This window comes from Actinomycetospora sp. NBC_00405, assembly GCF_036044095.1.
GTDB lineage: Bacteria > Actinomycetota > Actinomycetes > Mycobacteriales > Pseudonocardiaceae > Actinomycetospora > Actinomycetospora callitridis.
Window position 1 is genome coordinate 4655300 of sequence record NZ_CP107938.1, and the last position, 14581, is coordinate 4669880.

Genomic DNA, 14581 nt, shown 5'->3' on the forward strand with positions numbered 1-14581 from the left:
CGGCGTGCTCGTCCGGCTATGAATGGAGGAATGAGTACGGAGCTGTGGCCGGCCCTCCGGGTCGCCGACTGGGCGGACACCCGCGACACGCTGCACATGTGGACCCAGATCGTCGGGAAGATCCGGATGGTCTCGGAGCCGATGGTCAACCACTGGTGGCAGGTCCCGCTCTACGTCTCGGCGCGCGGCCTGACGACGTCGTCGATGCCGTACGCCCACGGCGCCTTCGATATGGAGTTCGACTTCGTCGAGCACCGGCTGGACCTGCGGACGAGCACCGGCGGGCAGCGCTTCGTGCCGCTCACGAGCCGGCCCGTCGCCGACTTCTACGCCGAGACCATGGCCGCGCTGGGCGAGCTGGGCGTGGACGTCACGATCCGCACCACGCCCACCGAGGTGGTGCGGGCGATCCCGTTCGAGTCCGACCACGAGCACACCACCTACGAGCCGGCGCACGGGCGGGCGTTCTGGGGCCAGCTCGTCAACGCCCAGCGGGTGCTCACCGAGTTCCGGTCGCGCTTCATCGGCAAGGTCAGCCCGGTCCACTTCTTCTGGGGCGGGCTGGACATGGCGTGCACGCGGTTCTCGGGCCGCACCGCACCGCCGCACCCCGGCGGCGCCCCGAACTGCGCGGACTGGGTCATGGTCGAGGGCTACTCGCACGAGCTCAGCAGCGCCGGCTTCTGGCCGGGCTACGGCGAGGAGGGCGCCTTCTACGCCTACGCGTACCCGGAGCCGCCCGGGTTCCGCGAGCACCCGGTCGCCCCGGCCGAGGCGGCCTGGGTCGATGCCGCCCAGCAGTTCCTGCTGCCTTACGAGGTCGTCCGCCGGGCGGCGGATCCGGACCGGTACCTGCTCGAGTTCCTGCAGAGCACCTACGAGGCCGCCGCCGACAACGCGCAGTGGGACCGCGACGCCCTCGAGCGGACCGAGTCGCACTCGTCGGCGGGGATGTAGCCCACCGGAGCTCGGGGCGCGGCCCGGGGTCCGCGACGCCGACCGTCGCGCTCGTGGCGTCCCCGGTGGCGCCCGCCGCGGTTGAGCCCGCGTGCGAGCCGTCACTCGTCGGCGTGACCCAGCCTGGCTCGGGTCAGCACCACCACTTGCGGGCGCAGTAGCCGCCGGTGAGGGCTCCGTCGGGGAGGTTGACGTCGTCGTCGACATCCACGTCGACGTCGTACTCGGTGGTGCGGGGCGTGTCGTCCGGCTGCGAGCAGTCGCGACCGCCGTAGTCCCGCTCGCGGAGGTCGGCGAGCCGCGCGTCGGAGGCGTCGCTGTCGCCCCGGGCGGCGCCGGTGTGGGTCTGGACGACCATGGACTCGCCGAAGTCGCTGCCGTAGCCGGTCGAGACGTAGCGCAGAAGGCGGCCGTAGCGGTCGCGGTCGACGCCGGGCTCCTGCTCGAGGACCACGGACTCCCCGTCGAGCGCGATCTCGGCGGACTGCTTCGCCTGGGTGCCGCCGTAGGTGCCGATCTCGCACGAGTCGATCCCGAGGACGCGCACCCGCTGTCCGCCGGCGATCTCGAAGGTGTCCCCGTCGATCACCCGTGTCACGGCGACCCCCGCGGGCGCGGCCGACGTGGTCGGCGCCGCCACGGGTGCGACGTACGGGGACGAGCTGGCAGGCGCCGCGACAGGGGCCGGCGCCGTCGTCGAGGTCGTCTCCTCGTCGCTGCACGAGCCGACGATCGCGAGGAACGCGACGACGCCGATGGCCCAGCCCTTCTTCGACACCGGAATGTCCCCCCGACGACAGAACGCACGAGCGTGGATGTGACGGAACTGCGGCGGCCGCTTCCGCGTTGTCGCGGGCGTTTCCGGCCGGTCCGTCGACGGTGTTCTCGTCCGGTGGGTCGGAATTGTTACGTCGTCACCCGCTCGTGGGATCGGGCAGATCGGTGGGAGGCTGCGGGAATGCCGTTCACCGTCGCGCTGCCGGTGCAGGACCGCCGGGTCGCCCACGACTTCTACCGCCGGGTGCTCGACCTCGAGACCGTCGGCAGCGAGATCGCGGACGACGGCCTGCCCGAGCCGCTCCAGTTCGCCCTCGGCCCCGACGTGACGCTCATGCTCATTCCCCGCGACGGCTTCGGCTTCGTCAGCGCGGACCACGAGGTGGCCCCGGACGGTGTGAGCGAGTGCCTCCTCGCCCTCGGCGTGGCCACGCCTGCCGAGGTCGACGCCGTCACCGAGCGCGTGCGGTCGGCCGGCACCGCGGTGAAGGTCGAGCCGGGCGACCCGGGGTGGGGGTACCAGAGCACGTTCACCGACCCCGACGGCCACCTCTGGATGGCCGCGGTCGTCTGAGCCGCACCGTGGAGACGCAACGCACCGTCGTCCACCTTGCCGAGCTCACGCACCCGTTGCGATCCTCGGAAGGCGTTCCCCGATCATCGGGAGCGACCTGGACGAGGGGCGCCGTACCCAGACCGCGACAAGACGGCGACCGCAGCGAGGCTCGTCGTGGCATGGATCGTTCTCGTCGTCTCCGGTGTGCTCGAGGCCGTGTGGGCCACGGCGCTGGGCAGGTCGGAGGCCTTCTCCCGGCTCGGACCGTCGATCACGTTCGGTGTGGCGATCCTGCTCAGCATGGTCGGCCTGGCCTACGCGATGCGCAGCCTGCCGGTGGGGACGTCGTACGCGGTGTGGGTCGGGATCGGCGCCGTGCTCACCGTCGCCTACGCCATGGCCACGGGCGATGAGTCGATCTCCGCGCTGAAGATCGTCTTCCTGGTGGCGATCGTCGGCAGCGTGGTCGGGCTCAAGCTCGTCCACTGACGCACGCGTCAGTGGACGCGCTCAGGCGCTGCGCAGCTGCCAGTCCGCGCGGTCGGCGACGTCGGAACGGTCGTCGTCGCCGCTCGCCAGCCAGGCGAGGTCGACGCCGGCGAGACCCTGCTCGGTGACGACGCGGCGGAAGTCGCGGTACTGCCGGCGGCCCGTGCCGTCGGCGCCCTCGACCGCGTCGACGGCCCGCACGAGGAGCCAGAGCGCGACGAACCGCAGCTCCCAGGCGAGGGCGAGACCCATCGCCACGACCCCCAGCACCACGGGCACCATCATCGCTGCTCCCTCGCCAACCCTGTGTGACGGATGGTGATCGATCGGAAGGCGAAGTTCGTTACGCAGTGCGTCCGGCGCCGGTCACGGCCTGACACATGACGGCCCCGGACCCACCGGTGGCCGGTCCGGGGCCGTGCGGAGTGTGTGGGGAGCTACTGGTGCTTCTTCTGGTCGGCGTCCTTCTTGTCGGCCTCGGCGCGGGCCTTCTGCGCCTCCGCCTCCTTCTCCCGAGCGGTGTCCTCGGCGTCGGCCTTCTTCTGCTGCTCCTTGCCCTCGCGGGCCCAGTCGTCCTGGCCCGTGACGGCGCCGACGGCTTCCTTGGCGCGGCCCTTGAGGTCCTCGGCGGACGTGTCCTCGGCCATGCGGTGCCTCCTGGATGAACGGTGCACGGTCGTCGACGGACCTACCCGCTCATCACCTCGCCGCACACACGGAGCGGCTGAGACAGCGGTTGATCCGATCGGGTGTATCTCAGCCGCCGAGCGGGCGTCGGGAGCGACCGCTCGTCCCTTCCGAATCGGCGGTCGGCGGACGGGTCCTCAGGCGCTCTCAGCTCCGGCGGCCGCGGCGTGACCGCCCCCTAACGTCGCGCCGTCGATCCCCGGCGACGAGCAGGAGGTGGCGGCGTGGCGACCGATGTCGCGGACAGCACGACAGCGGCGAGCGCGGAGACGGTGACGACCGAGCTCGCCGTCACCGGCATGACCTGCGGGACGTGCGCCGCACGCATCCAGCGCAAGCTCGGACGCTTGCCGGGCGTCGAGGCCAGCGTCAACTACGCCACGGGCCGCGCCCGCGTCACCCACCCCCCGGAGCAGGACACCGACGAGCTCGTCGCGGCCGTCCGGACCCTCGGGTTCGGTGCGACGGCGGCGCCGCCGCTGGTACGCGCCGGCGGTGGTGTCCCCGCGCCGCGGACCGCTCCCGAGAGCGCGGCGCGCCCCACCACGACGTCGACCGCCGCAGTACCCGGGGCCGAGGACGCGCCGGACCCCGAGCTCTCCGAGCTGCGCCACCGTGCCCTCGTCTGCCTCGCGCTGACGCTGCCGGTGATGGCGGTCGCGATGAACCCCGACTGGCAGTTCCGGTACTGGCAGTGGTTCTGCCTGGTGCTCACCGCGCCCGTTGTGATCTGGGGCGGCTACCGGTTCCACCGGGCGGCGTTGCGCCACCTGCGCCACCTCTCGGCGACGATGGACACGCTCGTCTCGGTGGGCACGCTCGCCGCGTTCGGCTGGTCGCTGTGGACCCTCTTCTTCGGCGGCGCCGGGCTGGGGGGCATGCGCCACGCCCTCTACCTCATCCCGCGGCCCGACCAGTTCGACGGCTCGCGGACGGTCTACCTGGAGGCCGCGGCCGCCATCACCACCGCGGCGCTGCTGGGACGCTGGATCGAGCTCCGCGGACGACGCCGTGCGCTCGGGGTGTCGTCGTCGCTCATGGCGCCGCCCGCCACCGAGGCCCGGGTGGTCGTCGGTGACCGTGAACTGCCGGTGCCGGTCGACGGCGTGCAGCCAGGTGACCGCATCGCGGTGGCCGCCGGCGAGCCCTTCCCGCTGGACGGTCGCGTGGTGGAGGGACGGTCGACCGTCGACGCCGGCGCCATGACCGGCGAGTCCGCGCCCGTCGACGTCGAGCCCGGCACCGAGGTCCTCGCCGGCACGCGCAACGAGACCGCGCGCCTCGTCGTCGAGACCACCCGCGCCGCGGGGGACACGCAGTGGGCCCGGATGGCGCGACGCGTCGAGGAGGCGCAGGCCGGCAAGACCGCGATCCAGCGGCTCGCCGACCGCATCTCCGCGTGGTTCGTGCCGGTCGTGATCCTGGTCGCGATCAACACCCTGCTCTTCTGGGGCGCCTCGGGCGCCGGCTGGGGCTTCGCGGTCGCGGCCGGGATGGCCGTGCTCGTCGTGGCCTGCCCCTGCGCACTCGGCCTCGCCACGCCGACCGCCCTCGCCGTCGCCACCGGCCGCGGTGCCCAGCTCGGCATCCTGCTGCGGGGGCCCGAGGTCCTCGAGTCGACGCGACGGGTCGACACGATCGTGCTGGACAAGACGGGCACCGTGACCACGGGCCGGATGACCCTGCAGACGCTGCGCACGACGGACGGCGTCCGCCGCGACGAGGTGCTCGCCCGCGCCGGTGCCCTCGAGGCGCGCCTCGAGCACCCGGTGGCCCGGGCGATCGCGGCGGCGGCCCGGGACGAGGTCGGGTCCACGACCGCCGAGGTCGCCGACGTCGCGCCGCTCGACGGGCTCGGCGTCGTCGGGACCGTCGACGGCGTGCGGGTGCTCGCCGGGCGCCACCGCCTGTTCGTCGAGCGCGGCGTCGACGTCCCCGCCGACCTGCAGTGCGCGTTCGACGACGCCGCCGACCACGGGGCGACGACGGTGCTGGTTGCCTGGGACGACGAGAACGGCGTCCTGCGGGCCCGCGCGGTGCTCGCGGTCGCCGACGGGGTGCGCGAGGGCTCGAAGGAAGCCGTCGCCCAGATGCGGGCGAGCGGTCTGCGTCCCGTGCTTCTCACCGGCGACAACCCCGCCGCGGCCCGCGCCGTCGCCGCCGAGGTGGGCATCGACGCCGCCGACGTCGTCGCCGAGGTCCTGCCCACCGAGAAGGCCGACGAGGTCCGCCGCCTCCAGGAGGGCGGCGCGACCGTCGCGATGGTCGGCGACGGCGTCAACGACGCCGCGGCCCTCGCGCAGGCCGACCTCGGCGTGGCCATGGGGACCGGCACCGCCATGGCCATCGAGGCCGGCGACGTCACCCTCGTCCGCGACGACCTGCGCGCCGTGCCCGTCGCCCTGCGCCTGGCCCGCCGCACGCTCTCCACGATCCGCGGCAACCTGTTCTGGGCCTTCGCCTACAACGTCGCGGCGCTCCCGCTGGCCGTCGCCGGGCTGCTGAACCCGATGATCGCCGGCGTGACGATGGCGCTGTCGAGCGTCTTCGTCGTCGGCAACAGCCTGCGGCTGCGGCGCTTCACACCCTGACGGCGTTTCCGTCCGCGGGAGATCGGCAAGGCCCCGTGCATGGCGGATCCGGAGGAGCTGGCGGAGTCGGTGTCGAAGGCGGCATCGCGGGACGGACGTCGTTTGGCGGTCGTCGAGTCGTTGACCGGTGGACTGGTGTGCAGTGACCTCGCCGCGTCGCCGGGCTCGAGCGAGTGGTTCCGCGGCGGCGTCGTGGCGTACGACCGCACCACCAAGCACGGGGCACTGGGCGTGCCCGACGGCCCGGTGGTGTCGGAGCCCGCGGTGCGGACGATGGCCGAGAAGGCCGCGGGGATGCTCGGCGCCGACCTGACGCTCGCGGTCAGCGGCGCGGGCGGGCCCGAGCCCCAGGACGACCAGCCCCCGGGCACCGTCTGGTTCGCGGTCGACGACCGGGGTGAGACCCAGGCATGGGTCGAGCAGTTCGGGACCGACGATCCGCAGGAGGTCCTGCGGTGCACCCGCGAGCGCTCCCTGCAGGCGCTGCTGGATCACCTCGGCGAGTGACGGATCATGGGTGACGTGGTCGAGCACGTCATCTGGGACTGGAACGGCACGTTGCTCGCCGACGTGCACGCCGTCGTCGACGCCACGGCGGCGAGCCTGGCGGTGATGGGCGTCGAGCCGGACCTCGACCTGGAGCAGTACCGGTCGACGTTCCGACGGCCGCTGCGGGACTTCTACACCGACCTCGTCGGACGTCCCGTGGACGACGCGGAGTGGGCGCGGGCCAACGTCGCCTTCGGGTCGCACTACCTGGGCGTCGAGCCGGGCCTGCCGCTGGCCACGGGCGCGACCGAGGCACTCGAGCGGTTCGCGGACGCCGGGCTCGGCCAGTCGGTGCTGAGCATGCTCGCCCACGACGAGCTCCACGCGACGCTCGGACGGCGCGGCCTGCACGACTGGTTCGCCCGCGTCGACGGCGACCACCACCACGACGGCCGCAGCAAGGCCGAGGCCCTGGCCACCCACCTCGACGCGCTCGGCCTCGACCCGGCCCGCGTGGTGCTGGTCGGCGACACCCTCGACGACGCCGCGGCGACCGCCGCGGTCGGCAGCGCCTGCGTGCTCGTCGCCGAGCACTCCACCCACCACGTGGCCGACCTGCGCACGGTCGCCCCGGCCGTCGCGACGCTGCCCGAGGCGGTCGAGCACGTGCTGGCGATGCGCTGACCTACCGATGGATGCCCTGATCTACCGCGCCCGGCGCACACGCCAGACGGTCACTGCGACCACCACCAGCGCCAGGACGACGAGCAGCAGCCCGTCGGGCACCCGGGCGCCGAGGCCGGCGACGGCGTCCTCCGCGCGGGCGGACGTCGCGGGATCGGCACCGACCAGCCCGGCCGTGCCGTCGGCGACCAGGAAGAGCACGCCGATCCCGACGAACAGCAGCCCCGAGATCGTCGACGTGGTGTGCAGCCGCAGCGGGCCGACCCGGAACTCGCGACCGCGCAGCCAGCGGCGTCGTCCGAGGTCGAAGCGCACCCAGAGCGCGGCGAGGACGAACGCGGGCACGGTCATCCCCACCGCGTAGACCGCGAGCAGGGCCGCGCCGCGCAGGGGCTGCCCGCTCGCCGCGGCGACCGTGAGCACCGCGCCGAGGATGGGCCCGGAGCAGAAGCCGGCCAGCCCGTAGACCGCGCCGAGCCCGGCCGTCGCCAGCCAGGTCCCGCGGCGGGCGAGGCCCTGCTGGGCGCGCGCCGCGGGGGCGAACGCCCACCCGCCGCCGAGGATCTGGGCGACGCCGAGCGCGATGACCACGAGCCCGGCGACGAGCACGACCGTCGCGCGGTGCCCGGTCAGCAGCCCCGTCAGCGCCGACGAGCCCGCGCCGAGCGGCACGAGCACGACGAGCAGCCCGAGGGTGAACACGCCGGTGCGCGCGAGGAGCTCGGTGCGTCCGGCGACGGCGTAGGCGAGGAACGAGGGCAGCAGCAGCGCGCTGCACGGGCTGAGCAGCGCGAGCACCCCGCCCGCGAAGGCGGCGAGGTAGCCGATGTCGAGCACGTCAGCGGGACCGGGCCAGCGCGTCGTCGAGAGCGGCGGTGAACGTCGGCAGCGGCTGCGCGCCGAAGACCAGCCGGTCGCCGACGACGAAGCTCGGCACGCCGCCCACACCGAGCCGCGTGCCCAGCTCCTGGTCGGCGGTGACGGCGTCGGCGATCGCCGGGTCGGCGGCGTCGCGGCGGAAGCGGTCGACGTCGAGCCCCAGTCCCGCGGCCGTCGCGGCGAGCGAGGCCTCGGTGAACCCGCCCCGGTTCTCCGCCGGCTGGTCGCGGTAGAGCGCGGCGTGGAAGTCCCAGAAGCGGTCCTGGCGGGCCGCCGCCCGCGCCGCGCGGGCGGCGAGCACCGACTCGGGGCCGAGGTAGGCGAAGTCGTGCCACTCGATGCGCACCAGGCCGGCGTCGACGTACCGGCGGATCAGCTCGGGCTCGGTCGTCGTCGCGAAGAGCCGGCAGAAGGGGCACTGGAAGTCGCCCCACTCGGCCATGACGACCGGGGCGTCCGGGCGGCCGAGCGCGAGCGGGTCGCCGGCCTCCCGGCGCGGGACGTCGAGACGGGCCTGCGCCTGCGGGTCGCGGGTGACCTCGCCGGGCCGGGACGTCGGCTGGGGCGTCCCCGTCCCGAGCAGCAGCGGCACGCCCAGCACGGCGAGCACGACGAGGGCGATGACGCCGCCGATCACGGCGCGGCGGCGCGTGCCGGGGCCGGTGCTCATCGTCCGACCGTCCCATGATGGGCACGCGGCCGCGCGCGCTGCGCCGTCCGTCGGTGTCCGCGCCGTATCCTCGGCGTGTGGCCCTGCCGTCCGAACCGTCCCCGGTGCCCGCCTACGAGCGGGTGGTGCTCGTCTACAACCCGGAGAGCACGGGCGACGGCCCGCAGCGCGCGGTGCGCGCGAGGTCCGAGCTGGCGGATGCCGCGCCGCACCTCGAGGTGGTCGCCGTCCCCACCGAGTACGCGGGGCACGCGCGGGTCATCGCCGAGCAGGAGGCCCGCGTGGGCCGCGTGCTCGTGGTGTCGGTCAGCGGCGACGGCGGCTACCACGAGGTCGTCGAGGGCGTCATGGCCGCGGGCGACGGCACCACCTCCGCGGCCGTCACCGCCGTGCACGCGGCCGGCAACGCCAACGACCACCGCCGCGCCACGCGCGAGCGCCCGCTGGTGGAGGCCATCGCCGGGGGCGACGTGCGTCGGCTCGACCTGATGCGCATCGAGATCGCCGGCGAGGAGGGGCCGCGCTGGGCGCACTCCTACTTCGGCCTCGGGATCACGCCCACCGTCGCGCTCGAGATCGAGCGCGGGGGCAAGGGGTCGATCCGCGAAGTGATCACCACGCTCCGGGCGTTCTCCCGCTTCAAGCCCTTCGCGGTCGACGTCGAGGGGGAGGGGCCGCGGCGCTTCGACAGCCTCATCCTCGCCAACATCCCCGAGATGGCGAAGTACGCGACGCTCTCCGACGGCGACCCGGCCGACGGGCAGTTCGAGGTGATCACGCTGCCGCACCGGTCGCGGCTGCGTCTGCTGGCCTTCGCCGTGCGGGCGGCCGTGCGCGGACTGGGGCCCCAGCCCCACACCGACCGGTTCGCGTTCACCACCCTCAAGCCGATGCCGGTGCAGATCGACGGCGAGGTGCTCGACCTCCCCGCCGACCGCGGGGTCACCGTGACGATCGCGCCGGGAGCCCTGGCGACGGTCGTATGACCGGTCCGCTCGACGAGGCCGAGACCGAGGCGCGGGCGCGCATCGCGGCGCTGACGGCCCAGCTCGCCGGCATCGTCGAGACCGCGTCGGCGAGCTCCGGGGACGACGAGCACGACCCCGAGGGCCAGACGATCGCCTACGAGCGGGCGCAGGCGGCCGCGCTGCTCGCGGGGGCGCGCCGCGACCTCGACGAGCTCGCCGCGGCCCGGGCGCGGGAGGCCGCCGGGACCTACGGAGTGTGCGAGCGGTGTGGACGCCCCATCGCCCCCGAGCGCCTCGAGGCCCGCACCGCCGCGCGCACGTGCGTCACCTGTACGTGAGCGAAGTTCCCGGCCATGGCCGGGAACTTCGCTCACGGGTCAGGGGCGGCGGAACGGGACCGACGGGTCGCGGACGGGGCGCTCGCCGGCGGCCGCGTCGAAGCGGGCCAGCGCGGACCGGGCGGGCTCGCGGTCGTCGCGCAACCCCGGGGCCATCGCGTCGCGCACCGGCCCGAGCAGCAGCTTGCGGTCCTCGCGCACCGTCACCGTGAGGCGCAGGTGCGCGCGCATCCACTCCGTCAGCCGATCCTCGTCGGCGCGCGGCAGGATCACCTCGGCGGCCCAGGTGGGCGCGAGCCCGAGGTCGTCGAGCAGCAGCCCGGCGAGCGTCCGGCGCAGCGTCGAGACGCCGGTCCGGTAGAGGTCCTGGCGGGTCACGCGGTTGCGCAGCATCGTCGCGTCGCCGACCTCGAGCAGCACCCAGCCGTCGTCGACGGGGTGGGCGGGGCCCGACACCGGTGCGCCGGTGGCCCACCACGCCACGAGCCCCGGGTCCCGGCCCAGCGAGGCGACGGTCTCGTCGAGGGGAGCGAGCGGGGCCGACAGGGCGGCGACGGCGTCGGTGACGGTCACGTCCGCAGTGTGCGCGCCGGCCGCAGCGCGCCGGCCAGCAGCATCGCGGCCACCGCGGCGATCGGCACCAGCACGAGCCCCGCGCCCACCGAGACGCGGTCGGCGACGAGCCCGATCAGCGGCGGGAACGTCAGGAAGCCCAGGCGCGCGAGCCACCCGACCACCGCGATCCCGTCGCCGGGCCGCACCCCGGGGATACGGCCCGCCGCCGCGAACCCGAGCGGGAAGAGCGTCGCCACGCCGAGCCCGGTGACGGCGTAGCCGACGACGGCGGCGACGGGGTGTGCGATCAGCAGGGCCGTCGACATCGCCACCGCGGCCAGTGCCGCGCCCGCGCGCGCCACGGCCACCCCGCCGAAGCGGTCGACGACGCGGTCGCCCGCGAGGCGCCCGAGGGTCATGGCGATCTGGAACGCCACGAACGGCAGGCCGGCGACGAACGGGCCGCCGCCGAGGTCGTCGCGGACGTAGATCGCGCCCCACGACGCCGCCGAGTCCTCGATGCCGCCCGAGGCGATGAGCAGGGCGGCCAGCGCGAGCAGGGGTCCGGCGGCGACGACGGCGGCGCGCCACGGGCCCTGACGGGCGGCCCCGTCCTCGTGCTCGGCCTCCGGCTCCGGCCCGGGCAGTGCCCACCGCCAGGCGAGCACCGACACCCCGACCAGTACGACCGCCACGACCCCGAGGTGCACGAGCAGCGGGACCCCGAGCCCGGCGGCCGCCGCGCCGAGCAGGCCGGCGCCGACCGCGGCCATGCTCCACACCGCGTGCAGGCCGTTGACGATCGAGCGCCCGTAGCCGGTCTGGACCCGCAGCCCGTGCGCGTTCATCGCGGCGTCCGCCCACGCGTCGGTCAGGCCGAGCACGAACAGGGCCGCAGCGAGCGCGAGCCACGACGGCGCGAGCGCCACCGCGGGCAGCAGGACCGCGCCCGCCAGGCCCACCCCGGCGCCCGCGCGGCCGCTGCCCACCCGCGCGATCAGCGGGCCCGCGAGCACCCCGAACAGGAGCGCCGCGGCGGGGAAGGCGGCGATCGCCGTGCCCAGCGCGGCGTTCGACAGGCCCAGGTCGTCGCGGATGTTCGGCAGCCGCGGGACGATGCTGTTGTACGTCGCGCCGTTGACGACGAACATCCCGATCACCGCGACCCGCGCGCGGCGCAGGGACGTGGTCACCGAGGTCATGTCACGGGCTCCACGTCACCGACCGGCGGGCCACCTCGTAGGTCTGCGCGACCGCCAGGTCGGACAGCGGATCCCCGAACGCCGTGAGCAGGCGCGGCAGCTGCCCGACGCGGGTGACGGTGACGGCGACGGTGGCGCCCGTCGCCGGCGAGGATCGCGCCGACGACGGCGATGACGGGGTGCACCGCGGGCGGGTCGAGGGTCTCGGCGGCCCCCGCGGCGCGGGCGAGCGCGACCGACACCCGGTCGGCGGCCTCCGCCCCGATGCGGCGGTGCCGCTCCAGATCCATCGAGGTGCCGGCGAGGTCGAGCTTGTTGTCCTCCACGACCACCCGGCCGCCGGGGATGTTGACGACCTCGATGACGAACAGGCCGGGCGGCCCGACGACGACGTGGTCGAGGACGACCTTGCCCTCGGGGCCCTCGGCGAACGCCATCGGCACCCGGTGGAGGATCCGCCAGCGGGCGCCGCGCCCGCGCCGCAGGGCCGGCGGACGGGTCAGCTTGCCCAACGCCTCGGCCACGGCGTGCTGGCCGTCGGCCCGCAGGCGCAGCGGACGGTCGGCGTCCGGTCCGCGCGTGGCCCGCGCCTGGGCGGCCTCGTCGAGCAGCCCGTGCCCGGGCCGGCGCAGGGCGAGGTCGTCGACGCCCGGGTCCCAGCCGCCCTCCGGCGGCTCGACGCCGGCGCCGAGCGCGGGCGGGGGCTCGGGGGCCACCTCGCTCGGGCTGCCCATCGGCGGCATGTTGTTCTGCCAGAGCCAGGCGTTGGCCTCCTTGACGAAGGTCTCCCGGTACCCGGCGGGGACGTCGTGGGCGACGCGGCTGAACAGGTCGAGGTGCCCGAGCGGCAGGCCGTCGGCCGAGGTCACGTACAGCCGGTCGGCCCCGAGCCGGCGACGGCGGCGGGCCGGCATCAGCCGGCCTGCTCGGCGCGCACGAGCCAGCGCGAGATCCGGTCGTGCTCGCTGCCGGTGAGCCCGCGGATGCCCGCCACGACGGCGCGCTCGATGCCGCCGCCGAGCAGCGGGACGGCCGCGGTGATGTCGAGGTCGATCGAGAGCCGGGTGCCGTCGGCGCCCTGCGGGACGACGGCCATCGTGCCCGCCGCGCTGATCGGCGTGCCCGGGACCGCGACGTGCGCCCGGCCGTCGCAGCGCCGTGGCGTGAGCGTCCACTCCTCGGTGCGCTCGATCACCAGAATCCCCGAGAGCATCTGCTCGAGCACCGCCGGGACCTGGCCGGGCGGCACGGGCTGGCGCAGGACGACCCGCACGCGCCGCGCCCCCTCCCCGTCGCGGGCGTCGGCGTCACGGCGCTCGAACGCGACCACCTCGATGCGCCCGGAACCGTCGACGTCGAGCTTGACGCGGTGGAAGTCGGGCTCGGCGAGCGCGGACGCGAAGGCGGGCACGCCGTGCGGGTAGTCGCGGCTCAGCGCCAGCCGGGTGCTCACGTGGATCGACCCTAATCGTCGGCGGCCGTCCGTTCCCGGACACGGCGCGGACGGCCCCCGACCGGGCGGCCCCGGCGTCCACCGAGCACCGTCACGCGCGGGCCGGCCACAGCACCGTTCCCCCGGATGCCCCCGGCAGTCCGTCGGTCGCCGCACCGCCTGTCGCGCGGCCGTCGCAGGCGGTCCACGGAGCGGTCGGCGAGCAACGGCGCACCCCGTGCGGTCAGCGGTGATTGCAGATGCTGCACGCGGTAACCGTGATGTTGACCACAAGGTCCGCGACCGCGTTCAGTGGCCATCTCAGGACGGCGAGCGAGCGGCCGGTCGGAGCAAGGTCCACCGACGACGGGAGGAGCAACGATGACGGAACCGCGCTCCGCCCACTCGGCCCGTGGCGTCGGTGGGGGCCGCTCCCTCAAGACCGCCGCCGAGGCGCTGTCCGCCCTCCGGATCCTCGGTGCGTCGCCCGAGGGGATCACGCCGGAGGCCCTGGCCGCGCAGCTCGGCAAGAGCACCGCGACGGCGCGGTACCTGCTCAACACCCTCTGCCAGGAGGGCTACGCGGTGCGGGACAAGCAGGCCGGCACCGTCCGCCTCCACGAGTCCCCGCCGTGGGGCGAGGCGTGGGGCGACCCCGCTCCCCGCGACGACCTGGCGCGCTACGAGCTGCCCGAGCGGCTCTCCGACGCGGTCACCGAGCTCTACTGGCGCACCCGGCAGCGCACCTACCTGGCCCGCTGGGAGGACGACGACGCGACGGTGATCGTCGACGCCCGCGGCCACCAGGGCCTCGCCCGCATCCCGCACCTCACCGAGCGCATCCCGCTCGCGTCGGCCCACGCGCTCGCCGTGACGAAGGCCCTCGTCGCCTCCTCCGGTGCCCGCACCGAGCGTCTGCGGGAGCAGCGGGACCTCACCTCCTTCACGGGCACCACGATCACGAGCACCCCGGCCATCGAGCTGGAGCTCGCCAGGGTCCGCCGGCGCGGCTACGCGGTGGACCGCGAGGAGTACGCCGAGGGCTTCTGCTGCATCGGCGCCCCGATCTTCGATCCCGAGGGCCGGGTCGCCGCGAGCATCGCCATCTCCACCCCGGCACGCCGCTTCGAGACCCACGGTGACGAGCTCACCGGCGCGGTCCGCGACGTCGCCACCACCGCCACCCGATCCTGGCTCGAGGCCGACACCGACCTCCCGCCACCTCGGCCTGCCGATCCCGTCCCCGGGGGGCACTGAACCCCTCTCGCACGCGCGACCGGACACGACGCCGGCCGTGCCGCCGTCCC

18 protein-coding genes and 1 riboswitch are annotated in these 14581 nt (G+C 75.0%); of the genes, 9 read left to right on the forward strand and 9 right to left on the reverse strand.

Annotated elements, in window-relative coordinates:
• Positions 1-30 precede the first annotated feature (30 nt).
• Complete coding sequence (locus OG774_RS22985; RefSeq protein WP_328304672.1) at positions 31-957, forward strand: DUF5996 family protein; 927 nt, start codon at positions 31-33, stop codon at positions 955-957.
• Between the two features lie 133 nt (positions 958-1090).
• Here OG774_RS22985 and OG774_RS22990 read toward each other — a convergent pair whose 3' ends face one another.
• Positions 1091-1735 carry a thermonuclease family protein gene (locus OG774_RS22990; RefSeq protein ID WP_328304674.1) on the reverse strand — a complete coding sequence of 215 codons (645 nt, stop codon included), beginning with the start codon at positions 1733-1735 and terminating at the stop codon, positions 1091-1093.
• 180 nt (positions 1736-1915) lie between these two features.
• Between OG774_RS22990 and OG774_RS22995 the strand changes: the two genes are divergently transcribed.
• Positions 1916-2308 carry a VOC family protein gene (locus OG774_RS22995; RefSeq protein ID WP_328304676.1) on the forward strand — a complete coding sequence of 131 codons (393 nt, stop codon included), beginning with the start codon at positions 1916-1918 and terminating at the stop codon, positions 2306-2308.
• A gap of 69 nt (positions 2309-2377) precedes the next feature.
• A riboswitch (guanidine-III (ykkC-III) riboswitch) is annotated at positions 2378-2450 on the forward strand.
• 14 nt (positions 2451-2464) lie between these two features.
• On the forward strand, positions 2465-2779 hold the full coding sequence (locus OG774_RS23000) for a DMT family transporter (RefSeq protein ID WP_328304678.1): 315 nt from the start codon (positions 2465-2467) through the stop codon (positions 2777-2779).
• Positions 2780-2800: 21 nt separating this feature from the next.
• Here OG774_RS23000 and OG774_RS23005 read toward each other — a convergent pair whose 3' ends face one another.
• Together OG774_RS23005 and OG774_RS23010 are read right to left on the reverse strand one after the other, a co-directional pair.
• Positions 2801-3064 carry a hypothetical protein gene (locus tag OG774_RS23005; protein WP_328304680.1) on the reverse strand — a complete coding sequence of 88 codons (264 nt, stop codon included), beginning with the start codon at positions 3062-3064 and terminating at the stop codon, positions 2801-2803.
• Positions 3065-3216: 152 nt separating this feature from the next.
• Positions 3217-3426 (reverse strand): CsbD family protein, encoded by a 210-nt coding sequence (locus tag OG774_RS23010; protein ID WP_328304682.1) that lies wholly within the window; start codon positions 3424-3426, stop codon positions 3217-3219.
• A 264-nt stretch (positions 3427-3690) separates the two neighbouring features.
• On the opposite strand from OG774_RS23010, the gene OG774_RS23015 reads away from it, so the two are divergent.
• The 3 genes from OG774_RS23015 to OG774_RS23025 are packed head-to-tail and all read left to right on the forward strand — an operon-like array spanning position 3691 to position 7230.
• Entirely contained in the window at positions 3691-6057 is a 2367-nt protein-coding gene (locus OG774_RS23015) for a heavy metal translocating P-type ATPase (protein ID WP_328304684.1), read from the forward strand.
• A gap of 39 nt (positions 6058-6096) precedes the next feature.
• Positions 6097-6564 (forward strand): CinA family protein, encoded by a 468-nt coding sequence (locus tag OG774_RS23020; RefSeq protein ID WP_328304686.1) that lies wholly within the window; start codon positions 6097-6099, stop codon positions 6562-6564.
• A gap of 6 nt (positions 6565-6570) precedes the next feature.
• Complete coding sequence (locus tag OG774_RS23025) at positions 6571-7230, forward strand: HAD family hydrolase (RefSeq protein WP_328304688.1); 660 nt, start codon at positions 6571-6573, stop codon at positions 7228-7230.
• A gap of 21 nt (positions 7231-7251) precedes the next feature.
• Here the strand turns inward: OG774_RS23025 and OG774_RS23030 are convergent, their stop codons facing one another.
• Together OG774_RS23030 and OG774_RS23035 are read right to left on the reverse strand one after the other, a co-directional pair.
• A complete protein-coding gene (locus OG774_RS23030) occupies positions 7252-8067 on the reverse strand; it encodes a cytochrome c biogenesis CcdA family protein (protein WP_328304690.1) in 816 nt (271 codons plus the stop codon).
• A 1-nt stretch (position 8068) separates the two neighbouring features.
• Positions 8069-8779 (reverse strand): DsbA family protein, encoded by a 711-nt coding sequence (locus OG774_RS23035; RefSeq protein WP_328304692.1) that lies wholly within the window; start codon positions 8777-8779, stop codon positions 8069-8071.
• 77 nt (positions 8780-8856) lie between these two features.
• Here OG774_RS23035 and OG774_RS23040 point away from each other — a divergent pair, with 77 nt between their 5' ends.
• Positions 8857-9765: a diacylglycerol/lipid kinase family protein gene (locus tag OG774_RS23040; protein ID WP_328304694.1), complete on the forward strand. Its 909-nt coding sequence runs from the start codon at positions 8857-8859 to the stop codon at positions 9763-9765.
• A complete protein-coding gene (locus OG774_RS23045; protein WP_328304696.1) occupies positions 9762-10085 on the forward strand; it encodes a TraR/DksA family transcriptional regulator in 324 nt (107 codons plus the stop codon). The genes OG774_RS23040 and OG774_RS23045 overlap by 4 nt, the downstream gene beginning before the upstream one ends.
• A gap of 39 nt (positions 10086-10124) precedes the next feature.
• Here OG774_RS23045 and OG774_RS23050 read toward each other — a convergent pair whose 3' ends face one another.
• The 4 genes from OG774_RS23050 to OG774_RS23065 are packed head-to-tail and all read right to left on the reverse strand — an operon-like array spanning position 10125 to position 13295.
• Complete coding sequence (locus OG774_RS23050; RefSeq protein WP_328304698.1) at positions 10125-10658, reverse strand: GIY-YIG nuclease family protein; 534 nt, start codon at positions 10656-10658, stop codon at positions 10125-10127.
• Entirely contained in the window at positions 10655-11842 is a 1188-nt protein-coding gene (locus OG774_RS23055; RefSeq protein WP_328304700.1) for an MFS transporter, read from the reverse strand. Before OG774_RS23055 ends, OG774_RS23050 begins: the two co-directional genes overlap by 4 nt.
• Complete coding sequence (locus tag OG774_RS23060) at positions 11839-12756, reverse strand: nuclease-related domain-containing protein (protein ID WP_328304702.1); 918 nt, start codon at positions 12754-12756, stop codon at positions 11839-11841. The genes OG774_RS23055 and OG774_RS23060 overlap by 4 nt, the downstream gene beginning before the upstream one ends.
• Positions 12756-13295, reverse strand: a complete 540-nt coding sequence (locus tag OG774_RS23065) for a DUF2505 domain-containing protein (protein WP_328304704.1) — start codon at positions 13293-13295, stop codon at positions 12756-12758. Before OG774_RS23065 ends, OG774_RS23060 begins: the two co-directional genes overlap by 1 nt.
• A gap of 360 nt (positions 13296-13655) precedes the next feature.
• Between OG774_RS23065 and OG774_RS23070 the strand changes: the two genes are divergently transcribed.
• A complete protein-coding gene (locus OG774_RS23070) occupies positions 13656-14531 on the forward strand; it encodes an IclR family transcriptional regulator (protein WP_328304706.1) in 876 nt (291 codons plus the stop codon).
• Positions 14532-14581 lie beyond the last annotated feature (50 nt).